The sequence below is a fragment of the Paracoccus sp. KKT209 genome (assembly GCF_055635455.1).
This window is the reverse complement of record NZ_JBVMWB010000004.1, coordinates 129809-152518: the sequence shown is the minus strand read 5'-3', so window position 1 is coordinate 152518 and position 22710 is coordinate 129809. Positions and strand designations below refer to the sequence as shown.

The following is a 22710-nucleotide window of genomic DNA, read 5'->3' as shown; positions in this document are numbered from 1 at the left end:
CCATGTTACTCGAACTGCCCGACAACCTGTCGGTCCTGCAAATCTCGCCCTATGCGGGCGACGTGCTGACAGGCAGCGATGCCCCGAACGCGGTCTGGTACATTCTGGGCCAGTCCAATGACGGAACTGAGTTGTGCCGCACGGCGGGGATCATCTGCCCGAACGAAGCGGGACAGACCCTTTTTCGGCTCACGCAGCGCGCGCGGATCAATGGTCTCTCATATCACGACGCCTTTGAGCGGACGAGTGCCAAGGAGGCGGAAGCATTCGGCAGTCGGCTGGCGGAACTGATGTGGGAGGCAATCGAACGGGACGGCAATGTTCCCGACGACCCCGAAGCCTATGCCAATTTGGCCGACCACCACCCGATTGACGCACTGCGCACCGGCTTTCTCGAAGCTGCTGGCATTATCTGACCCGATGGAGAGCAAGATGAAAGACTTCCAGGACCTCGATCTGACCGCCGCAGCCGTCAGCCACTTCGCCCTCGACATGCTCTATGTCTCGCCCCTCAACCCCCGTCAGGACGTGAACAGCGAAGGCATCGACATGCTGGCCCAGAGCATTGCCAGCGTTGGCCTGATCCAATCGCTTGCGGGGCATCTGGACAATGACGGGCGCGTCGGCATCGTCGGCGGCGGTCGGCGCTTGCGGGCGATCAAGCTGGCGCTGGAACGCGATCCCGAAGCCGGGACGCGCCACCCCGAACTGGTCGAAATCCCTGTGCGCGTCACCACCAGCAGAGACGTGGCAATCGCATGGGCCAGCGTGGAGAACGTGGCCCGGGAAGCCCTCGATCCTGCCGATGAAATCCGTGCCTTTGCGCAGCTGCGCGATACCGGCGCGACCGTGGGCGAGGTTGCCCGTACCTTTGGCGTCACCGAGCAGCACGTCTATCGCCGCATGGCGCTGGCCGATCTTCCTTCTGAGGTTCTGGACGCTCTCAAGGCGCGTCAGATTTCTCTCAACACCGCTGCGGTCTTCACCTTGGCAAAGGACAAGACCCTTGCCCTTGAGGTTCTGGATCATGTGCGCGGTCGTGATACCACTCCCCATTACCTGCGCTCGATGCTCCTGCCCGATGCGATCAAAGCCACCGACAGCCGCGTAAAGTTTGTCGGGCTGGACGCCTATGAGGCGGCAGGTGGCACCCTGACCCGCGACCTGTTCAGCGAGGACGTGGCGCTGCATGACGAGGACGTGCTGAACCACCTCTATACCGAAAAGGTGCAGGCCGAAGCGCAAGCGTATGCGCAAGGCTGGAAGTGGTTCGAGGTTCTGGAGAGTTCCTATGCAAGCTACCAACTGACCGAGAAGATGCAGCGGGTCTACAAGGTCGAGGGCGATCTGTCCGAAGAAGAAGCCGAACGCTACGACGAATTGGCTCAACTAGCAGAGAGCGAGGCGCTGGACGAGGCAGGGCAAGCCGAGTTTGACAGCCTCCAAGGGAAGCTGAACGGCGACTATTCCGACGCGCAGCGCCAGATTGCGGGTCTGTTCATCTTTGTCAGCAACGGCGTCCTGTCGGCCAGCGGGCCGTGGATCAGGAAGGAGGATCAGAAGGTAGCGGTTGAGACGGGTGTTCTGACGGGCCACGCGGCCAGCACCGTCACGCGTCAAGCGGACATGGCCGATGCGCCTGCCGCCCGCTACAGCAACTCTCTGCTGGCCGACCTTCACACCTTGCAGCTGCATGCGGTGCAAGGCGCACTGGCGCGCGATCTTGATCTTCAACTCGATCTGCTGGCCTTCCAGCTTTCGACCGAGGGCTATGGCAGCATCTTCGACATTGCTCCGACGCAAGCCAAGATCGTGCCGGAAAAGGCAGACGGTCTGACCCCAGATCCGATCCTTGAAGGCGCGGAAAAGTCGAGCCGCTGGCTGGCAGAAGCGGAACGGGTCGAAGCCTTCGAGGCATTCCGCGCCAAGGGCAAGAAACATCGTGATCAGGTGCTGGCTGTCGGCCTCGCGCGGCTCATGCCCCACCGCAGCAACGAGTTGTTCGGCAAGGTGGCCGATCTGTCCGGAGCCGATCTGCGGGCTGTCTGGACCCCCACCAAGACAGACTTTTTCGGGCGCATGAAGTCCGACCACCTGGACGAACTGCTGATGGAACTGACCGGCCTTGGGCGCGACGACAAGCGGGTGCAAACCTTCTGCAACCAGAAGAAGTCGGGGAAGGCCGAGGGGCTGGAAGATCTGTTCGCAGACGAAAAGGTGCAGGCGATCTGGGGGCTGGACGAGGAAGGCCGGAAGCGCATTGCCGCGTGGGTTCCCGACTGCCTCTGATCCCAGACCAGAGGGCGCCCGTCAGAGGGGCGGCGTCAGCGCCGCCCTTTTTGCATGTCTTCACCCGACACCCCACCCGCTTCGGCAACGACATTCTTGGCGCTCCGCCCCATCGGGCGGAACGTCACTGCGACAAGCCTCTGATCCGCTTGAGGATCGGATAGCTATTCCCTTGTTTCAAATGGCTTTTCACATTGTTTTGCAACTTGGCCGTGGTAGTTTGAGCGCATGGGGAAAGGCGCGTCCAGCGCCAGAAGGCACAGGAGCCGCCCCGCTCCACCAACGTCTCGAAGCGGCCCTGCGGCTGCATCCGGCACAGCACCGGAAGGAAAAGGATATGGCGGGTAGCGTCAACAAGGTCATTCTGATTGGTAATTTGGGACAGGACCCCGAACTGCGAAGCTTCCAGAACGGGGGCAAGGTAGCCAACCTGCGCATTGCCACCTCGGACACATGGAAGGACCGCAATTCCGGCGAACGCCGCGAAAAGACCGAATGGCACACGGTTGCCATCCAGGCCGAGGGGCTGGTGAAAGTCTGCGAGGATTTCCTGAAAAAAGGCAGCAAGGTCTACATCGAGGGACAGCTCGAAACCCGCAAATGGCAGGACCAGTCCGGCCAGGATCGCTACAGCACCGAGATTGTGCTGCGCCCCTTCCGAGGCACCCTCCAGATGCTCGATCCCCGGAGTGACAGCAATGGTGGCAATGGCGGGCGCGGCCAGAGTAACGGCAGCGGCGACTATGGTGGCGGCAGGAGCAACGGCAACAGGAGTGATGCCGGAAGCGCAGGCGAGCATGGCGGGCGCGGCGGCAGCCAAGCTGGCGGCTATGGGGGCCGGTCGGATTATGACGACGAGATCCCCTTCGCGCCCTGCGTCCTGCTCTGACGGCGGAGCGCGAGAGCGATGGTCAAGTTCATGACGCGCCGCCAGATCGCCTGCTACCTGATCGGCGTGAGACTGCGGGAGGAGCTTCGGCGGAAGCGTCAGGGGATGCGCGATCCGGTTCCCCTGACGCGCGATCACCCGCTGTCGCCCTGCTGGCAGCAGAGCGACTCCCCCCCTTCGGCATAACCAGAAACGTCAGCGGGCCAGAAACAGGCCCGCCCATCACCCGAGCCACCAGGAGAGCGAAGCATGCACAACGAAGCGAAAGTCAACGTGGTCGAGGGCACGGGGCTTCTTCTTGGGGAGAGGCATCCCCGCGCGAACACAGCCTTCGTGGGCGACCTAATGATTGCGGAGGCAGATGTCTGGCAGGCACTCGACGGCGATCCTGACCTGTCCTTCGAGAACGCCCAAGAGAGCGATGGCTATTGCGTTGTCTTTCCACGCGCTGATCTTCCCGTTGCCGCCCGACACGCACGGGAGTGGTGGCAGACGCTCGATACCAGCCACCGGCTTAACCAATCTGAACCGAAAGGAGCGACCATGAACGTGACCAGCATTGTTGTCTGCGAGGACAACGTACCAACCGACGTTGCGGTGTTCGCCAGTGACCAGCTGGCCCACGCACATCTGCTGAAACACTACCGGCAGATCTAGAAGACAGCCGAGGCAACCGGCGATCTGCCCGAGACCTGGCAGGAGATCCGCGATGAACTGCAAGCCCAGGACCGGCTGGCTGACCGCGACGTTGCGCACATTCAGCAGCATGACTTCGACGCCTTCGCGTGAACGCTTCCAGAAGTTTCCCCCGGGCCGGTAAACCGCCGGTTGAACTTGCGCCTTTACCACGGCAAAGCTCCTGCACTTCTATTGGACGAGGACATTGCGCATTAAGATTTCAACTCTTGCTGCCGCTCTTGTGGCTTTGACAGCGGGCTGCACCGCAACTGATAGCCCCAGCACTGCCAGCACCAGTGCAGCTGCTAAGAACGGACACGATCTGACGAAAGTCTGCATGACCGCTGACGGTGTTCCTGTCTCGGAAGGCACCATTCGTGATGGCAAGACGTGCAGCAAGCCGGATCACATCATGGTCGTTCCAGCGCCCACTCTCGTGTGGCGCTGAGCCCTCAGCCATTGAACAACCCTGCGGTCTCGTCTGCCCGGACGCTACTGTGTGAAGTCTCTCCGGGCTTTGCCTTATCTCGGGATTGTTCAGCGAGATGTTGTCGTTGACCGGGCAGAGACACGGGCTAGGATTAGCTTATCGGGCCGGTAGGCGCGTGGCATTGAATACTCATGGGTGGCCTTACTGGTGAGTGGCCCAAACGAACCGCCAGAGCTTTGGCCGGCATCCAACCGGCGCGAATGCAGAACGACCAGTCAAAGCCTCTCCTGGAATCTCGGGGGAGGCTTTTTCTATTCTGACCTAATCCCAATGAGAGTATATTAGATCAATTCGTTGAAAAAGCTTGTCTTTGTGCTATTTCTTGACGTGCAGCGAGTGGCCGCTGCCAATGTCACAGGAGACAGCAATGCCCACGATCCAGGAGCGCAAGCGCGCCTTCCGATCCCGTGTCTTTCACGCCAGCCGACTGATTGTCGCGTCAGATGTCGCGGCGGCGAGATGCACCTACCTGTCCGGCGACGACCGCGACATGGTTCTGACAGCCATCATGCGCCGGGCCGCGAAAGACAGCGACCTTCGCCTGGCCATTTGCAGCGCCTTCGGCACTGACTGGCTGGATGTCAGCTGGCACGAGATCGCGGACAGCAACAACCACTTGTCAGACCGCGAACTGGCGCAAGCTGCCGCACAGGCAGCCGAGGAAGCCGAGTGGTACCTCCACCATGTCGCAATCCCGCAGATGGCCGCGCGGCTCGATCCCGAGTGTCAGGTTTACACGATCATTCGGACCGAGGGCGATTGGACCCATGTGGAAACCTTTGAAGCAAGTTGCCTTCGCAACGTGATCAGGGCTGTCAGGCTCTGGGACAGACGCACCATTCGTGGAGTTCCGTTCCTGTCGATCTTCGCGCGGGTCGAGGTCAAGGACCCCGACGGCAGCAGCTTCACCCTCTGAATGCCCCATTCCTTGCCGCCAGCGAGACCGGCGGCAAGGAATGGCCCGCAAGGACCTTCAAGATGACAACCGAGACGAACGACTTCTGCGTCTGCATGAAGGTGCAGCGAGACGATAACGGCAACCTGACCCAGCTCCTCTTCAGACACGCAGACGGGGCCTTCGGCACCTTCGAGGATGCCGAGTATGTCCTGGCGCCGGCCGAGGAGGTCGACAACAGCCAGCAGCTGGTCCGCGTCGACCAGTTGGTTGACACCCTTGCCGGGATGATCAGCTTCAGGGACAGGTTAGATGTCATTCCAGATTTCAGGACCCTCCCACATGACCGTCACGGCATGCCGAATGTCCTGAAGCTCAAGCTGGCCTGCGAAGCCTGCTCCCACGTGTGGCAGGTCCAGGCCTCGGTAATCGGGACCACACAGGAATGCCCGAGGTGCAAGAGCCATGGCTATGTAGACCTCGGGAAGATGGAGTGGGTCGGGCCCCGCTCCCCCATCCTGCAAGCCCTGTGGGGCCGCCTGCCCGGTCCCGAGCGCTTGAGCGTCCTGCTCCGTGACGATCTTGAACTCGTCAGCCTCGGGCGCACGATCCGGCTCCAGCATGCTCAGGGTTACAGCCTACACTATGAGGCCGGGGATGTTGGCGTCCGCCTGACCGTTGTGAGAGATGGGGGGGGACAACCCGTCGTGGTTCATGTCGACGAGGACCATACCACAGTTACAGTTACCGAAGGCATGCGGAGGGTCAGCAGATGACTGCGACCATCCTGCAGCCCGCACAGTTATCTACCACCCAACAGGAACAGAGGTTCATGAAGTTCAGAGAGACAGAGATCGACACGGGCATCCGCGCAGCATTGGCGATCGAGGCCGCGGGCGGATGGAAGGAGTTCGATCCGTCAAGCCATCTCGCGTCTGTGGGCGACGACCAGGTAGAGCAGGTCATGGTCGAGCTGCGCCGGTATCGCGGTCCGGCAGACATGCCTCCGGATCCCCGCCACCTGCGGCTGCTGATAGACGCCGCCGCCTACCTGAACAACGAAAAGAACCGCGCAGCTGGCTGGCTCATCAACGGCATCGACCCAACGATCGGCCGGCGGATGCTCAATGGCTCACGCGAGGTCTTCTGGTCAGGCTTCTTCACGGCCTACTGCTTCGGTCTCGGCCTCAGCACCTACGATCAGCCTGAGGACTATCTGCGGGATCAAGGATAGGTTCTCCGCGGAAGTCCAGGCACGGCGCCACATCCACTTGGCTGCAGATGGCCCTGAGATAAACCGGATGCCGGACCCCGGCCGCGCCGTCGCCGATCGCGCGGCCCACATGCTCAATCCGCCAATCCCCCTCTTCGTCGCAGATGATGGACCCTTCCCGGGCGGACAGTTCGCCCGGATCCATCCACACGCGTTTCACCGGCAGATCGCCGGTGGCGCCAGCGCTAACCAACTCGAACCAGTCGGTTGTGAGACCGTCAGCGGATCTCATACCCCCTCCATCGCATTCCATAGCTGTTGTTGTGAAGAGTAGCGCTCCTGGAACGTTCCGGGCAATGCTGCCAGGCACAACCAAAGCGCAATCGAGATATAGCAATGTGCTGGTGTGGACGGCTCCTCATCCCACCTGTGTTACGATTTTGCCTTCAACAGCCAGATGAGAGGAGAGCGCGATGAAGATCACACCTGTCCGTATCGGCATGGATACGGCGAAATCCGTTTTTCAGTTGCATGGGGTTGCCGCTGATGAAGAGGTCGTTGTTCGGCGGCAGTTTCGTCGATCGGAGATGATCCGTTACTTTGAGAAGCTTCCGCCTGCACTTGTCGCAATCGAGTCCTGCGGCAGTTCGCACCACTGGGCCCGGTTGCTCACGTCGTTCGGTCACGACGTGAAGCTGATACCTCCCCAGTATGTGAAGCCATATGTGAAGCGCGGGAAAAATGATGCCGCGGATGCCGAGGCTCTGTGCGAGGCGGTGACCCGTCCGAGCATGCGTTTCGTGCCCATGAAATCAAAGGAACAACAAGCAGCCTGTATGTTGATGACAGTTCGGGAGCGTCTGGTCAGCGTCAAGTCGCAGCTTTCCAATGCCTTTCGTAGCTATGCCGCGGAGTTCGGCATTGTGGGCGCTGCCGGGCGGCAGAACGTCAATGCCCTGATCCGCCAAGTGCTCAGCGATGATACGTTGCCTGAGCTGGCGCGCGATCTCTTCCGCTTTCAGGCGAAAGAATACTCAGCGGTAGAGGCGCGCCTGGAAGAGATCGAAGCCAGGCTCATGAAATGGCATCGCCAGAATGAGGTCAGCCGGCGCATCGCAACGATCCCCGGCATCGGACCAATCGGGGCAGCAATGCTCAGCATGAAAACCCCGCCCGCAGAGAGCTTCAGATCCGGACGCGACTTTGCCGCCTGGATCGGGCTGACGCCGAGGCATCACTCGACGGGCGGGCGAATGCGGTATGGCGGCATCACGAAGGCTGGTGATGCGGCGCTTCGCTCTGTTCTGGTCGTGGGAGCCACAGCATTGCCCAGACACATCAGGGCTGGTCGGCACAAACCTACGGCCTGGGTCGCGGCGCTACTTGAACGCAAGCCGCCAAAGCTGGTCGCCGTGGCACTGGCCAACAAGTTCGCGCGTATTGCCTGGCGCCTGATGGTGTCCGGCGGAATTTACAGTCGACCACTCGAAAGAATGGCGGCATAATCGAGATCAGGCTTCGACGGATAATGGCCGGCGAATAGCCTCATCAGACTTGCAGGACGCAGGAGATGGAACAACCAATCGGTCGATACGAACGTGATTCCGAAGGTTACACTGGCATCAGTGATGCCGCCAATGTGCTTGGAGCGGGCGTAGCGTACACCATCTGGGCCAGCGAGTTCATCTCGCGCAAACAGGCCGGACATCTGATAGCAAGCGATTTGGTTAGAAGTCTGCTTTGATCCTACAAGGAGGGGCCGTCCACATCTGCAACCTTTATTCGGCAACCATGCCCCAGGACGCGATGAGGCAGCTCTTCGCGGGCCTCGGGGATCGCGTGGGCAACCTCGAAGGCGGCCGGATCTTCCCCGATCAGCTGGCGCCGGTGATCCGGCACGGGGACGAGGGACTTGAACTGGTGAAGGCGCGTTGGGGCATGCCGTCGCCGCCGGCGTTCCTGAAGACCGAGCGCGATCCCGGCGTAACCAACGTGCGCAATCTGGCTTCGCCGCACTGGCGCCGATGGCTGAGCAAGGGCCACCGCTGTCTGGTGCCGCTCACTTCCTTCGCCGAGCCTCGTGGAAAAGGGAAAGGCAATCAGTGGTTCGCCAGTGCCGAAGACCGGCCAATGTTCTTTGCCGGCATCGAGTGCCGCGGGTGGAAATCTGTCAGAAAAATCAAGGACGGCGAGACTGTGGATGATCTCTATGCCTTCCTGACCACTGCACCGAATGCGGAAGTCAAACCGGTTCATCCCAAGGCCATGCCGGTGATCCTCACCGAGCCAGACGAATGGGCTGCTTGGATGGATGGCTTGCCTGCAACCGAACTGCAGCGGCCGCTGCGCGACGGTGCCTTGCAGCTGGTCGAGGACAGCCAGTAGGGGATAAGGTCGGCAGTCACGCCACCGCCTGGCCATCGCTGAACCAAGTCCTTCGCGGACCCATAGCCGATGATCGAGCAGTTGGTCCTGCCTCCACACGCCGTGCAAGGGACATGGCGTAGCCAGCCGGGTTCCTGATCTCCGCCCCCTTCTCAGCCATCTTCCCCAGCCCGAAGAGCGCCGAGAGCGTTCCCGTGATGCCGAACTGGCTCTTCAGCCGCCCAAGGTAGCCAGAGGAAAGCGCCAGGTCCCGGCCGTAGGTGTCGATCGTCTCGGACAAGACCATTTCCCAAGGTAAACCCGCTGCACGTTCCTGCGTGACCTCGAGCGTTGAGCGAAACGTCACCGGCGCAGCCGCCAGCAAATCAACTAATTTTCGATCTTCTTCAGGTTTATTGGAATGAGGATCTTTATGCTCCGCAATTCTGCGGTGCAGGGGGCGCAGTGTTGCGGGACCAGATGTGGCGATGGGCGCTGCCTCAGCCGTGACAGCTTTGATCGTCTCGGCCTTGGCCGCCGCGGGCAGTCCGATCATGGCGCTCAAATGGCTGATCATGGCCTTGGCGCGCGTCAGGAGGCCTGTCAGTGTCGACAGTTCGGCCGCGGCGTCCTTTCTGCGCGGCAGGGTGTCCAGCAGCTCTGAGATGGCCTCACAGGCCGATCGGCAAAGGTCGGGATGGGTTTGAATGTCCCGCATCATCGAGCGCGCCTCGAACAGTTCGCTGTAGACCCTGCGCAGCTTGGTCTTGTTCTCGCGGTGCTGGTGGGCCAGCGCGAAAATTTCCTCGGCCCGTGCGCCTAGGGGTGCAAGCGAAATGCCGGCGGCACAGCCGGAGATCGCGCCATTGCTTTCGCGACGGACCCGGCGCTTGCAGTTGGCCGAATCCCGGAAGGCGATGAGGCCTATCCTGCAGAGCGATGCCTCGATCCTGGAAAGCTTGTCCTCGCTCCAGTCGAGGTCATAGCAAATCTCGAACTTAGGCCATGCGAGGATCGGCTCGTGACCGGGTGTCCAGTCCAGCGCCCTGGTGCGCTTGATGTAATAGCCCAACAGCGTGATCTGATCGCTGTTCAGCCTCAGGGAGGCTCTTGCGTCGTTGATCTGATCCCACAGCTCCAGGTGCGTGATACCGTGGGGAAGTCCCTTATAGCTGTCTGCGAGGGATGCTGCGCGCACCCTCTCTTTCGTCATTGCCCTCATGTTCCTGCTCGTGGTTGGGCCCACGGAAAGCCATCAACAGCCATAACTTATGCGTTCGCAGAACTGCGTTTTTTTCTTGCCAGACTGTCGGGAAATACGCTAAAGCTGAAGACGACCAAGAATTCAGGCTTTAGCGCACTCCCCTCGTTGATCTTTCAGCGGGGGGTTGCTCTTTTTAGGGGTATCGCTCCTTTCTTCTTGTAGAGCGTGCCGAGAATCCGCACACTATGTAGAGCTTTACTCTCACCGCCGGTTAAACGGCAAGAATTTTTCCGGAACTCTGCGACAATAACTGGCACATTCCGGTTTTTGGGGAGTGTGGGCTTGTATTTTCACGCCCACACCCGCCGATCCTGCTGATCACAGGCTGGTGATTCTGCCATTCTTGTAGAGACGCGGCCCCGCCATCGTACCAGCCTCACGGCGCGGCGGCAGGTAGAGCGACAGCTCCGGATGCCGGTCAGCCATACGCTTCGCGAGCGCTTCGTAATTGGTAATCCAGTTACCGGTGGACGAAAGCTTCAGCACGTAGGCGTTGCCACTCCCGCCACCCGTCGGCTTCGTAATGGAGGCAATGAAACTGATGGAGCAGTTGGTCGCGTAGTAGCCATGCCGCGTGAGCTTGCAACCTGGCTTGATAAATGTGGCGAAGTGGGGTGCCTTCTGCACAACCACGCGGCTGTAGCCTTGGGCCTCCAGATCCTGGCCGTACAAGCTGTACAAGGCTTCCGAATATTTGCGTTCGTAGCTTGCCGTGGTCGCACCAGCGGGCAAGGTTAGGATCAGGTTCGGATCTCCTGCGAGGCCAGCGCCGGGGCTTGTCAGCCACCCGAGGGCGCCAGCGGCAAGCCCTGCCCCGCCGAAGGACTGGCCCATGCCAGCCGCCAGACCCGCGTTGACGACGTTGTTCGTTCCCACGCGGCTTACCGTGTCTTCAGCCGTGCCCACATCGATGCCGACATCAGCGAGCGTCCTTGTCTCGGCGGTAGAAGGCTGGGAGGTGACCTGTTCTTCGGTCGATGACACGCAGCCGGCAAGGGCCAACGCAGTGCCCAGGGCGAGGGATAGCGATCTGATGGTCATGAAGCTGCAGCCTCCATTGTCTGCTCTGGTTGAACGGTAAGGGACGCGGGCGCCAGAACCTGCTCCAGCGCCCCAGTGATTGCGCCGCGATCCTTCAGGCTGGAGATCCGGACCAGCGGAATGCCAGCCGCGCCGGCGGCAAGGTTCTTTTGCGTATCGCGGTTGCGGACGCCATCGGCATCCTTGCGGTTCCTGCCGTAGTGACCAGCGCCGTCGAACTCGATGATCAACCTGACATGGCCCTGCGGATCGAAGACCACGAAGTCTGCCCGCTTGGCGCTCATCAGCCGCCACTTTGCATAGTCCTTGCATCCGAGGAACGCGCCATAGGTGGCTTGTGGTGAGACGTGGTAGCCACGGGCATGCTCCCCGAGCCACAGATTGATGATGCGGAAGAGTTGGAGTTCGCTCTTGTTCATCAGGGGCCGGGCGGTGAAGCCTGCTGTCTTCACGTCCCGCTGCTGCTGCGCCGCCTTCGATCTGCGCAGGAACAGGAGCAGGCCGCCAATGACGATGATCGCAAAGATGATCAGGGTGCTGTTGGACATGCGGACGCCTTTCAGTCGGCCTTGAGGAAATGAGCCGGTGCCGGGTTCAAAACGAGGTGCAGGAAGTGCGCCCGTGCCTGTGGAACCATCGTTCCGATCGTAAAGAGGACGTATGCGAGCACGAGGGCAAGCAACACAACCAGAAAGGGTGCCAAGCGTGTCTGTTTGGCCGCACCCGATGCTCTGGACGACTTTCCGTGCAGCGGGATCTGCGCGGCATAGGAGGGCAGCTGCGCCTCGGGCATCTGCACCGTAACCCCGGACCGGACGCCTGGCGCGTTTTTTTTACGGGTGGCTGCGGACATGTCTCATGCCTCCTGTTGCTGGCAAACCTTCAGGATTTTCATTGGGCTCATTGCACGGCCCCCCTGCCGAAGTCCGCCACCGCATCTTCCCGCAATTGGTCGCTGTTGATGGTCTCGTAGCGGTTCGTATTGCGGGTGATGGCGTCCTGCCGCGTGTACAGGTCTTCCAGCGCCTTGCCGTAGGTGGACTCGGTGCCGGTCAGCCTCTCGATGTCGGTCACAGCATCGAAGTCGATCATTCCGCTCGACATCATCATCCCGGTCCATTCGGAGAGATCGACCTGATCCATGTCGAGAGACTGGAACTGCGCGACGGTTATCCCCTGACAGTTTGGCGTTCTAGGTGACCCCCAGCTGATGCCGAGTTGCTCGCGCGCCTGTTCGTTCATGATGCGCGAGAGCGGCGAGTTGAACGTGCAGAAGGCTGTCCGCCGTGAGACGCAGTGCCCGAAGATGCTCCTTGAACAGTACTCCCCGATCTCGTGAGTCGATTTGAGGGCACGCTTCACCATCAACTCCTGTTCACCCTCCGAGCAGGCGAAGAGGACGGCCGAGAGAACGTTGATCAGCGTGTAGATCGTATAGGCGGTCATCACGGCGCTCATCACTGTCGCGGCGGCCTGTGTCAGGCCAATGCTGCCTGGCTGAAGCTGTCCACCGACAAATGCCGGGCTTCCGCCAGCCTGAAAGATCGAGTTCGCCGCTTGCTCGCCGAAGACCTCCGCGGTCCAGCTCGCGGCCTTCTTCATCATCTCCTGCTTTACCGCTTCCATGGAGAGTGCATTGCCGACGCTCTTCGCCGCCTCGCTGTTGCCGATAATCGACTCCCAGGTCTCGGTCAGAGGCCGGGTCAGCTGCGAGAAGCTGTTGCGGGTCATGTCTTCCATCGACACCCAAGATGACGTGACCGGGTTCGCCATGCTGGTGCCTTCCAAGGCTCGGGAGAGGCGGGAGACGGAGAAGGCCAGCTGCAGATAATCGGCCACGCTGACGCCCGAGGGTGTGGTGCAGCAGTTCGAGAGGCCAAGGGTGCGGCGAGAGCAGGTTTCCGGCTCGCCGGTGAAAAGCTGGCAGCTCAGCATGGCAGCATCCCGGTCAACTGCGGTGCCGAGATCCTCAGCGCATTGCATGTCGCTCATGAGCATGTCGGCCGCGGCGAGCTTGGCTGCCGTGTCAGCCAGATCAACAGCGCCGCTTGTTCCTGTATTCAGGATGCAGTCGTCGCCCAGGCAGCTGACATTGGACTCGCAGATGTTCAGCTCTTCCACGACGGGGCTGGAGTAGTGTTCAACCTCACCACATTGGTAGCGGTTCTCGTAGACGGCGCATTGGCCACCCGCCAGCGTGACGGAGCAGCTGCGCCCGATGAAGGTACAGGCGCTGTCGCCCTGCAGAGGAGCGCAGCTGTTCGTCGAGACGAAGCTTTCGCCTGCCCGATCATTGAAGCAAGACGGCGTGATGGTGATCTTCGTGGCTGCCCGGTCCGACAGCATACCGAAGGGCGATACGGGAATGTCGGCCCCACAGAGCTTGCCGGGCTGGCCACCGCTGCCAGTCCAGGCGTTCACGCAGCCATTGGCATCCCTGACAGTTTCCTCGACAGTGTATTGCAGCGTGCAGGCGGCATCCCCCGTGAGCGCCAACATCTCCCTATAGCGTGTCGCGTTGTAACCCCACGGGGTGAACAAGGCCGTAGAATCAAAGTTCAGTCGAACCACCGCCCGACCGTCAGTTTGCACAACCCGGTCGCAAAGCCGGTAGGCACTGTATGCTCGCTCAGTCCATGTGGTGTTTTGTTCGCTGCCGCTCTCGGTGTAGAAGATCGTGTCAACATATTCCCCCAAACGATATGTGCAGCCTGCCTGGACGAATTCAGAGGTCTCTGTCCGTCCCAGGAAATGACCATCCCAGTAGACAGCCTTTGACCTTCCGCCGCGAAAGCCTGTTTCAACGATCTTGTCGCCGGACACGCCTCCAATGCCTTGGCGGTAGCGGTAGATGTAGCCGCTGGAGGGTTCACGCACCTGCTGACGAGCTGATCCTCCCGAGACACCAATCTCGTGGGCGTTCGACGGGCTAGCAGTGATGGCGGGAAGGTTCATCATTCCGTTGCCGGTCATGATCCTTGTGCCGTCGTGAGTCACATAGCCATTCGTGTTGAGGCCGGTGGCCGTCAGGCGCGCATTGCTCAAAACAATCCCAGGCCGCGCCCGGAACCTCATAATCGCGCCGGTCTGTTCCCCTGCCTGATCGAGCACTAACTCCAAGCACCTCGCCAAGCTCGCGCAGGCGCGAACCGACAGCTCGCCCCGATCAGCTGTCGGGATCTCTCTTAGCACCGAGAGCTTTGCGCATGTCTCCGGCGCATCTGTTCTCACCCGCACCCCGGAGAAGCCGCAGTAGCCCTGCCCGCCTATTGTCAGGTAGTTGAAGAGCGGCCTCGGCCCGTTGTAGGTCCGCTCAGCCGTCATGGGTGCAACGCTCAATGCGAAGCTGTCGCAGGTGTTGATGACCGAGTTGTCGTAGCTGTAATCGACCTGACCGGTTTCCTGCCTGATGATGCACTCGCCGAACTCGACAGTTTCGGTGGAGCCCTCGCCCAGAACCTCGCGCGAGCGGAACAGGAAGTCTTGGCCCGAGACCGAAGGCAGACCCTCGCTGCTGCGCAAAACGCTCATGGCGTTGGCCTCGGCATTTACCTCGCCGGTCGAACCGTACTTGCCGCTCCCCGCCTCCAGCCTGCCCAACTCGGTGTCCCGGTAGGAGTAGAGGTCTTCGTAGGTGGTGATCGAGGGCAACGTGCCTGCCGTCGCGCTCTGACCTGCCACTCCGTAGGTCATATCCCGCGAATTAAACGTGACGTCCCCATCGGGAGAGCCGTCCCTGATCGTGATGTTCTGGCCTTCGCGGGCATACAGGTCCCTCGGGTCGAGCTTGAAAGTGTCGGTGTTGGCTCTGGACGCAGCGTCCTGCATAGCCTGAGAAGTCTGTGCCAAGGCAGCGTCCAGCACCGACAGGTGCATGGTGGCGCCAATGCAGACCGTCTTCATCACAATCGAGATGCGGCTCATCATCATAGGTTCAGCCCCCAAAGACCGTGGCGCAGCAGTCGGTCCAGTTCCAGCGCAGGTAGATGGGCATTTCCGCTACGCCCGGCACGGTTCTGCCGGCTCCCCACCGCAGGATGCTTTCGCCAGATGCGTGATTGCGCCGTCCCTCGGCCCTCGGCCAGGCCGCCTGCCAGCGATAATGCGAGCGTTGGAGCATCGGCTTGTATTGAGCCTGGCAGAGCGCGTCATTGCCGACAGTGCTGCGCTCAATGCCGCGCGCCGCGTTCATGGCGAGGATTTTCTGCGAGGTCGAGGAGGAGAACTGCACTGGCCCCTGGGCATGCTCGAAGCCGGTATAGGGGGCCATGGTGGTGGTCCAGCTGCCGCCGCACCAGAACAGTCTGTCGATCGGGTTGCCGAAGCTCGCAGAAACCGAGTCTGCGGCACAGGCGGCTTGAGCCACGATGCTAGATCCAAAGACGGACATGGGGTTGCCGTACATGGCAACGATAGGATCGTTCCACATCGGGTCGATCTCGGACATGTAGAGGATGTCGATGTCCGAGTAGGAGGTGGCGCACTTGGTGAACAGCTCCATCATCAGGACGATCGGGAAGCTGTAGGTATGAACGTGGTTGAAGCTCTGCTGTTCGAGGTCCGAGGTGGGATCGCCCGAGGTGCCCAGGTAGAGGTCGTCGGCAATGCCGATCTGCATGCCGCCCAGGACCGACGAGCAGCCGGGGGTCATAGTGGTCTCGTAAAGCTCACTAGGAAGCCACATGCCGACAGGAACCCCAATGGTTGGCAGCGCACCGGTCTCACAGACGCAGACCGCCCTGTCGGCTGCACCTGATGGCACGCGCGGCCGAGAGGACATTGCAAAGCCATTGGCATCCTGTCCGTTTGCCTGCTGCGAGCTTCGAAAAATGGTTATCCCTGAGATCCGCAGCGGAAAGATGCAGGACCAGCATACATTACTGACGATCCCCGAGCCGATGATGTTGCTAGCCGGGCATTGACCGAGGGCCATCGCCCCCGTTGCACTGACTGCCAAAGCCGCTCCTGAAGTGACCGCCATTCGTTTCAGAAAGTCGAGCATCAGTCATCCTCCAGTGTTCTGGTGCCGGCAGCGCGGCGGATGTCATGGGACAGAAGTGCGAGCAGCTGGCCATGAGGGAGCAGGGGCGTGTGGACGAAGGCCTGCCGGAGCCGGGGGATGCCATTGCCATCGGTGGGACAAAGGCCAAGGCTGATGGCGAGATCGGCCAGCCAATGATCGCAAACGAGCAGGGTATCGCCACAGGAACTGCACTGGCCGAGCTGGAACCAATCTTCCGGCGGAGCCTTCGGCCCTTTCGCGGCCAGACACGTCTGGCAGAAGTTGAAGCGGGGGCGCAGCCCGGTGCAGGGCACCTCGTGATAGCTGCGTCCGAACGCGGCCAGAGGGCCCAGGAAACGGCATAGCTCGTTGAACACCCGCTCACTCCGGTCACCGTCTGCGCTGCTCTTCGCCATCACCGCCCCCGCTCCCAATGCGCTTGGATCATTGCGTCAATTACCGCGATGGTGATGTTCGGCCCGTTCAGAGGCCGGCGCAGGCGCGGGTATCTCAGGTAGACAGTGTGCGGGTCGATCTTTGCGGTGGCGAAGCGGTGCAGCAGCTCATGATCGCGGCAATCGGCAACCTCGCCGCAAAGCGAGCAGCGCCCAAGTTCGCCCAGATCGGCATATGCTTTCGGCAGGTGCAGGCCGCTGGCCTTCAGGCAGCGCGGACAGAGGTTGTGCAGGCCGTCCGACGGCCGGCGGGGCGCTATGCCCATGTGCTGCAGGTGGCGCTCGACAGGCGAGGTTGGGCGGGTCATTTGAGTGCGACCTCTTGGCTGATGACTTCGACTGAACCCGCAAGGGTCTCGGGATAGATCTCGGTGGGGGTGTGCTGGACCTGGAAGCTCTGGCGGAACTGGTCGTTGAGCAAAAAGACTTGCATTCCGAAGCGTGTGACCATCGCCTGAAGCCCCTGCCATGGGTCCTGCCCCGGCATCGTACCCGGCAGCTCGGTGGCGATGATCAGGGCGCGGGCAACATGCGGCCGCGGCGCGCGAAGGGCCTCTTCCACGAAGGCCAACTCCTCGGGCCGGTTTGGATTGACCACAAAGATGCGCCGGTCGAAGGGGGCCACGTCCTTTGGCTGGAAGACCTCGCCTGCATGGGCGAGGACCTTGCCCTCGTGATCCTTGATCGCCTCGGCTGTCCGGAACATGAAGTGCAGCTGGCGTTTGCGATCGGCTGCCGCTGGCGTGACGGGCATGGCGTCGAGATCGCGCGCTGTCCGGTCCCAGAACCGGTTCTTCAGCACGTCCGGATCGCGGGTCAGCCGCGCGGCCACTTGCCGCGCCTCGCGCTCAGCGCGCACCCGAAGATCCTCTTCGGTGATCTCCACGACATTCGGATTGGTCAGATCATCGGTGCTGCCCTTCAGATATTGCTCATGGAGCCAGTCGGGATCGCTGAAGCCCTCAGCCCGGGCGATAATGCGGCCAAGGTCGATGCCGTCGCTCTGCCCTTCCTCGCGCGCCTGGTTCAGGTCTTCTAGGATGATCGTCGGCGCAAGCTGGGCTCCGGTAAGCGCGAACAGCTCGGGATCGAGGATGATGTTCATGTCCGCCGGTGCGGCCATTCGGTCAGCGCCCGTGAGGGAGGTTAGCTTGCTCAGCCACAGGCCGAACTGCGGAACTGTCATACCTTCGGGAATGCCTCGGAAGACGAAGCGGACATCTTTCCGGAGCCGGTAGCGGTCCAGCATCTCGGCAAGCGTGCTCTCGCCAAGATTGGCGCTGACCAAAATCGAGGCACGGATGCCATCGGGCAGCCGCGCGATGCCGGGAGCCGCCGCTAGCGTTTCGGCTGTCTCGGCCTCATCCGCGTCGACGCCAAGATCGTTCGCTACTTTGCGGAGTGTCTTGCCGGTCTCGGATGCGGCCTTTTGGCCGATCTCGGCGGCCAGGCTGCGGAACTCTTCTAGTTGGGCAGGTGCTGTGAACTCGCGCGCCTTAAGATCGAAGTCATGTTGGCGTGTCGGCGCCAGGTCTTCGGGCGTCAGGCGGATTTGTTGCGCCGACAGAGCGAGCGGGCTGAGTGCGGTTGCCAACAAGGCGGCGCGGCCAAGGGACTTCAGAAGGACCACAGGACCGACCCCACGATCTGACCCTCGCTGACCTGGCCGTAGTAACGCCCGTCATAGCTCATTGGGTTGTCGCCCATCAGGAACAGCTCGCCTGGGGAAATGGTTATTTGCCGGGTCAGATCTTCTTCGCTGATCCCGAGGGCGGGAGCCGCCTCCAGCGCCGTGCCGTGGGTCCAGTGTTCCTCGCCGCGCTTGAAGGCGATGCCCCTCGCGCTGATGTCGGCCACATCGCCCGGCTTGGCGACGGCGCGCTTGACCATCACCTGGCCCGGCCCCCAGAGAGCGTTGGCGGGGGTCTGGGCGTCGGTCAAGACAACCGCCACAAGATCGTTGCGCTCCACGTCGGCGGCACCCGGACGATCCCAGGTGTCGATGATGAAGATCCAGTCATCGAGGCACTTGTATTCCTGCGTATCGAGACCGATCACATAGCGCTGGCTGGCATAGGCATAGCCCATGCCGACAGCGGTGCAGACGGCGAAGACCTTGGCCCCCACCTTCCAGTTGAAGTCCTTGAGCGTCTTCTTCGGCTTTTTGTGCGTCATCATCCCCCTCACTGATCCTGCAGATTGTCGTTTTGGTCGGTCTGCCGCGCAGTCTGGGCGGCATGTTGCGCGGCGACGGTTTCGGCGCTCATCGGTGTCGTGCCTTCCGTGACCATGTCGGCCGCTGTCGGGTCTGCGGGTGCATCGATCAGGCCGACATCGCTGCCGACAGCCACGAACTCCTGCAGCTGGAGGATTACGCTTTGAGGGGCCTGCACCCCGTCGCCGTCGATCACGATCGCGCCGGAGTTCGCTGCCCGCGCCACCGCCTCATCAATGACGGCCAGTGGGTTGTGGCCGGCGGCGACATAGGGCGCCACCTGATCGGAGATCCCGGCTTTGTCATAGACCAGAACCCTCGCGCCCTCGGGGCTATCCCTCAGGGCGATGATCAAGGCACAGGTCCCAACTATGCAGCCGAGAATACCCATCCCGGCGGCGAAGGTAGCCTCAAAGCTGTCACGCGCCATGCTTAGCGCTCCTCGTAGCGAGTGGGGGTGGCTTCGGCCGTCAAGGTCTTCACGCCATTATCTTGGTCGAAAGCCTCGATCATTTCGCTGAAGGCCCGTGCCCGGATCATGGTCTCCGACACCAGGAGAACAGCAGCTAGGATGCCGACCACCGACCAGATGGCGGTTTCGGAAGATATGCGCGGCATCCGGATCATCCCCGCCCCCGTGCTTCGATGATCAGGTTGATCGCCTCCTTGGTGCTGTAGCCCTGCCGGGTCAGCTTCTTGATTTCAGACACGTCATCGGGGTGGGTCGAGTAAAGGAGAGCCCGGAACGGATCGACGACGAAGCGGCCGATGCCCATTCCCTCAGATGTCCGCACGAAGATCTCCGAAAAGCGCCCCTTCACGGTGCGGACAGTCTTCAGACGCTCGCAGAGGCCCTTGGAAAATTCGGGGTTGTCGCCGCTCGCCAGCTTGTCGAGTGTCGCCGGCTTCTGTTGCAGCATGACGGTCATGGCGCTGTTGGCGAGGATAGCCCGGCCCGTGGTGGTGTCGTGAAGATCCGTCAGGGCTTGGGTGACGATGCAGGCCGAGCCGTTGTATTTTCGGAAGCGCCGATAGCCCGCCTCGATGAACTTGGCGATCTGCGGCTCGGACATCAGATCCCACGCCTCGTCGATCAGCATGAGCTTCTTGGCATCGATCTCGCCCAGGTACATGCCGTTCTGGATCTGGTAGATCAGGAGCAGCAGCACTACTGTCTGAAGGTGCTTCTGGTTCTTCAGCTCCTCCAGCTCCAGCAGGACAAAGTTTGAGGTGAAGTCGATGTTCGACGGGCCGTTGAAGTAGCGCCCGAACTGCCCGGCTTTGCAGAATGCCCTGAGGCCGTAGCTGATGTCGGAGATCCGTTTCTCGCGGAACTCTTTGTCGGCCCCCTCGCCCTGCTCCTGTGCAGCCTGCAGGCAGGCATCCGCGATATGATCGATGCAGAGATCAGCCCCATGCAAATCATACTGTTCGCCCAGGATCTGGCGCAGAATGCTGGTCTGGAAGTCGCTCAGCCCGTCCTTGGGCGCGGCCATCGTGGATAGGAGGTGCAAGAGGATGTCCTGCACCTCCGCGAACTCCTCCGGCGTCTTTAGCGTCGAAAAGGGATTGAGGCAGATATTCGCGTTCTGGCCGAAGGCCATGAACTGACCGCCGAGACTTTCACATAGCTTGACATAGGAGCGGCCAACGTCGATGACCCAGACCCGCCCGCCAGTCGCCAGCATGGCCGAGATCAGCTCGTTGGAGAAGAACGACTTGCCTGCACCCGACTCGGCAGAGACGGTGAGGTTGTAGTTGGTGCCGCTGTCGAAGGGCGAGAAGCCCATCACCTGCCCGCCGCGGCCGACTAGGCTGATGAGCGGGGTTTTTGTCCCGCGCCACTCGAAGAAGACCGGCATGAACGTAGCGATTGCCAGCGTGTAGTTCATCCGGAGCCGCATCAGGTCGCGCTGATCGTTCTTCTCCGGGCCGAGCGGCAGGTTCGAGCGGATCATGTTAAAGGTGACGCCGGCGTCTTCCATGAACGCGAAGCCCACCTCGTTGAGATAGGTCCGGGTCGTGGTGCTGTGGCGCTCAGCCTCCTGGTCGCTGCCCGAGAACAGCAGAATGTTCAGCGAAAAGCGATGAACCTGCTCGCCCTCCCCCACCATGTCCATGAGATGCGACCAGTCTTCGTGCCGGTGGCGATACTCGGGCCGGATGCGGCCGAAGGGCCCATCAGCGTAGTTGCGGTAATACTGACGGTTGCGCTCCAGCCGGGGGCGCATTTCTGAGATGTCCTCGAACTTCACCGTGGCCGAGATCATGTGGTTGCAGGGGATGCCGCGATCACCGGAGATCGGATCAACTGACAAGCGCTCGGCGATCCCGAAGTAGGACCGGTGCGGCAGCTTCTTGGGCGAAAGCGAGGTGATCCAGCTATCGCCGACGCGAACAGCTTTTTCCTTCACCGTCACCGTGGCGTCGTAGTCGAGGATCTGATCACGGATGAAGACGCTTTCGTCGACCGGATTGCGGCCCTGCCGCCAACTTGCGTCTTTCGAGCGGTTGAGGATCTGGGATAGTTGATAGGCCAGTTCGGTGTCATTCGCGACGCGAAGCTGCGAAAACCCGATCGTGTTCAGGATTTCCAAGATCTCGCGCTTGATCTTCTGGACGAGCAGCAGCTCCTCCTCATTCGGGAGCATCTCCTTCGTGGGCATCTTGAAGCTGATCAGCAGGGTCGAGTTGCGCACCGCGAGCCCCTGCGCGCCGCCTGACGCGCCGCGTCGGATGAAATCGACGGTCTTGGCCGTCGCCTCCGCGATCAGCGGGTCCTTGTCGCCTTCTCTGGCCTTCAGCATTGCGACTACGTGATCAGACACGTCATCGAGGACCAGCAGGTTGAGTTGCAGGTAGGAATGCTTGGGGTATTCGTACTTCAGGAGCTGAGCGAACCGCTTGGCAATGGTGCTGTCGAAGCTGGAGAGCGGCAGCGCCGAGATCGTGAAGCCGACATAGTTGCCGTCCAGCACGAAGGTCTGGCTGGTATCGTCATAGGCTAGCCAGGGGAGGTATTCGGACACGCGGGTATAAGGCTTGAAATCGAACATGGACGGCCTCGGAGGATGCGGAGGGGAAGCGACGGGCCGGAGGCCCGTCAGTTCGTGGCGAGGAAGGTCTTGAGGTTCGGGGGCATGCCGCGCGAGATCCCGCCCTCGGCGCCGATGATGTAGGGCACGCCGGTTACGCCGAGCATCTGTGACAGGATGGTGCGCTGCAGAACCGGCTGCACATCGCAGTTCTCGGGCATCTGCTGGGCCATCATCCAACGGTGGTCCTTGGTCAGAAGCGCATTGATGGCGCGGTCCCGGTCAGGAGCGCAGTGCAGGGCGTTCACTGCCTTGGTCGAGTTGTCACCTAGGAACGGCACGGCCATGATAGTGAAGGTGTAGTCCTGCGCGAGGGACGGATCAGCGATCATCTCGTCAAAGAGCTGGCCGCAATAGGGGCAGAACGGATCGACAAAGACTGTGACCTTCTTAGGTCCGCTGCCGAAGTAGAACGGGTCGATGTCCTCGTCCTTCAGGCCCAACTTCCCCAGGTCCACGTTCTTCATGGACTCGCGAAGATCATCCATCGTCTGGATGGTGTCGCCGGTCCAGGTGTCGAAGATCACGCCGCGCATGACGAAGCGGCCGTTCTGGCTCATGTAGGCCACGCCTTCGCGGCCGTGGAACGACACCGCATGGGTGAAGGGCGAGACAAGCTCCTGCGTCTCGCGGATCTGGTCTTTCGGCGTCTCAGCGGGAACGTCAGGGTTCGTGAGATCGGAAATGTAGGGGAAGTCTCCCTGTCCCTGTCCCTGTCCCTGTCCCTGTCCCTGCGCGAGTGCGCCACCCGCGCCCAACAAGGTCGTGAGGGCAAAAGAGGCCATTAGCGTTTTCGCTTTCATCGTCTCGCACCTGTGCT

24 protein-coding genes are annotated in these 22710 nt (G+C 61.3%); 10 read left to right on the top strand and 14 right to left on the bottom strand.

Features of this window, described 5'->3' with window-relative positions:
- Positions 1 to 2: 2 nt before the first annotated feature.
- The 10 genes from ACZ2G3_RS19690 (at position 3) to ACZ2G3_RS19645 (ending at position 8839) form a co-directional block, all read left to right on the top strand.
- Positions 3 to 416, top strand: a complete 414-nt coding sequence (locus tag ACZ2G3_RS19690; protein WP_419270923.1) for a hypothetical protein — start codon at positions 3 to 5, stop codon at positions 414 to 416.
- Positions 319 to 2289, top strand: a complete 1971-nt coding sequence (locus ACZ2G3_RS19685) for a ParB/RepB/Spo0J family partition protein (RefSeq protein WP_470400051.1) — start codon at positions 319 to 321, stop codon at positions 2287 to 2289. Before ACZ2G3_RS19690 ends, ACZ2G3_RS19685 begins: the two co-directional genes overlap by 98 nt.
- A gap of 337 nt (positions 2290 to 2626) precedes the next feature.
- Positions 2627 to 3178 (top strand): single-stranded DNA-binding protein, encoded by a 552-nt coding sequence (gene ssb / locus ACZ2G3_RS19680; RefSeq protein ID WP_419270955.1) that lies wholly within the window; start codon positions 2627 to 2629, stop codon positions 3176 to 3178.
- A 249-nt stretch (positions 3179 to 3427) separates the two neighbouring features.
- Positions 3428 to 3835, top strand: a complete 408-nt coding sequence (locus ACZ2G3_RS19675; RefSeq protein ID WP_419270920.1) for a hypothetical protein — start codon at positions 3428 to 3430, stop codon at positions 3833 to 3835.
- 878 nt (positions 3836 to 4713) lie between these two features.
- On the top strand, positions 4714 to 5262 hold the full coding sequence (locus ACZ2G3_RS19670) for a hypothetical protein (protein WP_419270919.1): 549 nt from the start codon (positions 4714 to 4716) through the stop codon (positions 5260 to 5262).
- Between the two features lie 62 nt (positions 5263 to 5324).
- On the top strand, positions 5325 to 6017 hold the full coding sequence (locus tag ACZ2G3_RS19665) for a hypothetical protein (protein WP_419270917.1): 693 nt from the start codon (positions 5325 to 5327) through the stop codon (positions 6015 to 6017).
- Positions 6014 to 6475, top strand: a complete 462-nt coding sequence (locus ACZ2G3_RS19660) for a hypothetical protein (protein ID WP_419270915.1) — start codon at positions 6014 to 6016, stop codon at positions 6473 to 6475. Before ACZ2G3_RS19665 ends, ACZ2G3_RS19660 begins: the two co-directional genes overlap by 4 nt.
- A 452-nt stretch (positions 6476 to 6927) precedes the next feature.
- Complete coding sequence (locus ACZ2G3_RS19655; protein WP_470400049.1) at positions 6928 to 7959, top strand: IS110 family RNA-guided transposase; 1032 nt, start codon at positions 6928 to 6930, stop codon at positions 7957 to 7959.
- Positions 7960 to 8024: 65 nt separating this feature from the next.
- On the top strand, positions 8025 to 8198 hold the full coding sequence (locus ACZ2G3_RS19650) for a hypothetical protein (RefSeq protein WP_419270912.1): 174 nt from the start codon (positions 8025 to 8027) through the stop codon (positions 8196 to 8198).
- A gap of 23 nt (positions 8199 to 8221) precedes the next feature.
- A complete protein-coding gene (locus tag ACZ2G3_RS19645) occupies positions 8222 to 8839 on the top strand; it encodes an SOS response-associated peptidase (protein ID WP_458478870.1) in 618 nt (205 codons plus the stop codon).
- Between the two features lie 16 nt (positions 8840 to 8855).
- Here the strand turns inward: ACZ2G3_RS19645 and ACZ2G3_RS19640 are convergent, their stop codons facing one another.
- The 14 genes from ACZ2G3_RS19640 to ACZ2G3_RS19575 form a co-directional block, all read right to left on the bottom strand.
- Positions 8856 to 10031, bottom strand: a complete 1176-nt coding sequence (locus ACZ2G3_RS19640) for a helix-turn-helix domain-containing protein (protein ID WP_470400048.1) — start codon at positions 10029 to 10031, stop codon at positions 8856 to 8858.
- Positions 10032 to 10400: 369 nt separating this feature from the next.
- The gene (locus tag ACZ2G3_RS19635; protein WP_419270907.1) at positions 10401 to 11123 is read right to left on the bottom strand and encodes a hypothetical protein; all 723 of its coding nucleotides are present in this window, start codon (positions 11121 to 11123) and stop codon (positions 10401 to 10403) included.
- Positions 11120 to 11671 (bottom strand): DUF2726 domain-containing protein, encoded by a 552-nt coding sequence (locus ACZ2G3_RS19630; RefSeq protein ID WP_419270905.1) that lies wholly within the window; start codon positions 11669 to 11671, stop codon positions 11120 to 11122. Before ACZ2G3_RS19630 ends, ACZ2G3_RS19635 begins: the two co-directional genes overlap by 4 nt.
- Positions 11672 to 11682: 11 nt before the next feature.
- On the bottom strand, positions 11683 to 11976 hold the full coding sequence (locus tag ACZ2G3_RS19625) for a hypothetical protein (RefSeq protein WP_419270903.1): 294 nt from the start codon (positions 11974 to 11976) through the stop codon (positions 11683 to 11685).
- Positions 11977 to 12023: 47 nt separating this feature from the next.
- A complete protein-coding gene (gene traN, locus ACZ2G3_RS19620) occupies positions 12024 to 15050 on the bottom strand; it encodes a conjugal transfer protein TraN (protein ID WP_470400046.1) in 3027 nt (1008 codons plus the stop codon).
- Between the two features lie 7 nt (positions 15051 to 15057).
- Entirely contained in the window at positions 15058 to 16125 is a 1068-nt protein-coding gene (locus tag ACZ2G3_RS19615; protein ID WP_419270900.1) for a TraU family protein, read from the bottom strand.
- The gene (locus ACZ2G3_RS19610; protein ID WP_419270898.1) at positions 16125 to 16541 is read right to left on the bottom strand and encodes a hypothetical protein; all 417 of its coding nucleotides are present in this window, start codon (positions 16539 to 16541) and stop codon (positions 16125 to 16127) included. Before ACZ2G3_RS19610 ends, ACZ2G3_RS19615 begins: the two co-directional genes overlap by 1 nt.
- Positions 16541 to 16888: a hypothetical protein gene (locus tag ACZ2G3_RS19605; protein WP_419270896.1), complete on the bottom strand. Its 348-nt coding sequence runs from the start codon at positions 16886 to 16888 to the stop codon at positions 16541 to 16543. The genes ACZ2G3_RS19610 and ACZ2G3_RS19605 overlap by 1 nt, the downstream gene beginning before the upstream one ends.
- Positions 16885 to 18210: a hypothetical protein gene (locus ACZ2G3_RS19600; protein ID WP_470400044.1), complete on the bottom strand. Its 1326-nt coding sequence runs from the start codon at positions 18208 to 18210 to the stop codon at positions 16885 to 16887. The genes ACZ2G3_RS19605 and ACZ2G3_RS19600 overlap by 4 nt, the downstream gene beginning before the upstream one ends.
- Complete coding sequence (locus tag ACZ2G3_RS19595; RefSeq protein ID WP_419270892.1) at positions 18198 to 18755, bottom strand: S26 family signal peptidase; 558 nt, start codon at positions 18753 to 18755, stop codon at positions 18198 to 18200. Before ACZ2G3_RS19595 ends, ACZ2G3_RS19600 begins: the two co-directional genes overlap by 13 nt.
- Before the next feature lie 8 nt (positions 18756 to 18763).
- Positions 18764 to 19225, bottom strand: a complete 462-nt coding sequence (locus ACZ2G3_RS19590; protein ID WP_419270890.1) for a hypothetical protein — start codon at positions 19223 to 19225, stop codon at positions 18764 to 18766.
- Between the two features lie 2 nt (positions 19226 to 19227).
- Entirely contained in the window at positions 19228 to 19422 is a 195-nt protein-coding gene (locus tag ACZ2G3_RS19585; RefSeq protein ID WP_419270888.1) for a hypothetical protein, read from the bottom strand.
- Entirely contained in the window at positions 19419 to 21851 is a 2433-nt protein-coding gene (gene traC / locus ACZ2G3_RS19580) for a type IV secretion system protein TraC (protein WP_419270886.1), read from the bottom strand. The genes ACZ2G3_RS19585 and traC overlap by 4 nt, the downstream gene beginning before the upstream one ends.
- A 47-nt stretch (positions 21852 to 21898) precedes the next feature.
- Entirely contained in the window at positions 21899 to 22693 is a 795-nt protein-coding gene (locus ACZ2G3_RS19575; protein WP_470400041.1) for a DsbC family protein, read from the bottom strand.
- Positions 22694 to 22710 lie beyond the last annotated feature (17 nt).

Excerpts from the sequence above, each read along its gene's own strand:
- ACZ2G3_RS19690 (WP_419270923.1), top strand. The coding sequence starts at position 3 with ATGTTACTCGAACTGCCCGACAACCTGTCGGTCCTGCAAATCTCGCCC.
- ACZ2G3_RS19685 (WP_470400051.1), top strand. The coding sequence starts at position 319 with ATGTTCCCGACGACCCCGAAGCCTATGCCAATTTGGCCGACCACCACC.
- ssb (WP_419270955.1), top strand. The coding sequence starts at position 2,627 with ATGGCGGGTAGCGTCAACAAGGTCATTCTGATTGGTAATTTGGGACAG.
- ACZ2G3_RS19675 (WP_419270920.1), top strand. The coding sequence starts at position 3,428 with ATGCACAACGAAGCGAAAGTCAACGTGGTCGAGGGCACGGGGCTTCTT.
- ACZ2G3_RS19670 (WP_419270919.1), top strand. The coding sequence starts at position 4,714 with ATGCCCACGATCCAGGAGCGCAAGCGCGCCTTCCGATCCCGTGTCTTT.
- ACZ2G3_RS19665 (WP_419270917.1), top strand. The coding sequence starts at position 5,325 with ATGACAACCGAGACGAACGACTTCTGCGTCTGCATGAAGGTGCAGCGA.
- ACZ2G3_RS19660 (WP_419270915.1), top strand. The coding sequence starts at position 6,014 with ATGACTGCGACCATCCTGCAGCCCGCACAGTTATCTACCACCCAACAG.
- ACZ2G3_RS19655 (WP_470400049.1), top strand. The coding sequence starts at position 6,928 with ATGAAGATCACACCTGTCCGTATCGGCATGGATACGGCGAAATCCGTT.
- ACZ2G3_RS19650 (WP_419270912.1), top strand. The coding sequence starts at position 8,025 with ATGGAACAACCAATCGGTCGATACGAACGTGATTCCGAAGGTTACACT.
- ACZ2G3_RS19640 (WP_470400048.1), bottom strand. The coding sequence starts at position 10,031 with ATGACGAAAGAGAGGGTGCGCGCAGCATCCCTCGCAGACAGCTATAAG.
- ACZ2G3_RS19635 (WP_419270907.1), bottom strand. The coding sequence starts at position 11,123 with ATGACCATCAGATCGCTATCCCTCGCCCTGGGCACTGCGTTGGCCCTT.
- ACZ2G3_RS19630 (WP_419270905.1), bottom strand. The coding sequence starts at position 11,671 with ATGTCCAACAGCACCCTGATCATCTTTGCGATCATCGTCATTGGCGGC.
- ACZ2G3_RS19625 (WP_419270903.1), bottom strand. The coding sequence starts at position 11,976 with ATGTCCGCAGCCACCCGTAAAAAAAACGCGCCAGGCGTCCGGTCCGGG.
- traN (WP_470400046.1), bottom strand. The coding sequence starts at position 15,050 with ATGATGAGCCGCATCTCGATTGTGATGAAGACGGTCTGCATTGGCGCC.
- ACZ2G3_RS19615 (WP_419270900.1), bottom strand. The coding sequence starts at position 16,125 with ATGCTCGACTTTCTGAAACGAATGGCGGTCACTTCAGGAGCGGCTTTG.
- ACZ2G3_RS19610 (WP_419270898.1), bottom strand. The coding sequence starts at position 16,541 with ATGGCGAAGAGCAGCGCAGACGGTGACCGGAGTGAGCGGGTGTTCAAC.
- ACZ2G3_RS19605 (WP_419270896.1), bottom strand. The coding sequence starts at position 16,888 with ATGACCCGCCCAACCTCGCCTGTCGAGCGCCACCTGCAGCACATGGGC.
- ACZ2G3_RS19595 (WP_419270892.1), bottom strand. The coding sequence starts at position 18,755 with ATGACGCACAAAAAGCCGAAGAAGACGCTCAAGGACTTCAACTGGAAG.
- ACZ2G3_RS19590 (WP_419270890.1), bottom strand. The coding sequence starts at position 19,225 with ATGGCGCGTGACAGCTTTGAGGCTACCTTCGCCGCCGGGATGGGTATT.
- ACZ2G3_RS19585 (WP_419270888.1), bottom strand. The coding sequence starts at position 19,422 with ATGATCCGGATGCCGCGCATATCTTCCGAAACCGCCATCTGGTCGGTG.
- traC (WP_419270886.1), bottom strand. The coding sequence starts at position 21,851 with ATGTTCGATTTCAAGCCTTATACCCGCGTGTCCGAATACCTCCCCTGG.
- ACZ2G3_RS19575 (WP_470400041.1), bottom strand. The coding sequence starts at position 22,693 with ATGAAAGCGAAAACGCTAATGGCCTCTTTTGCCCTCACGACCTTGTTG.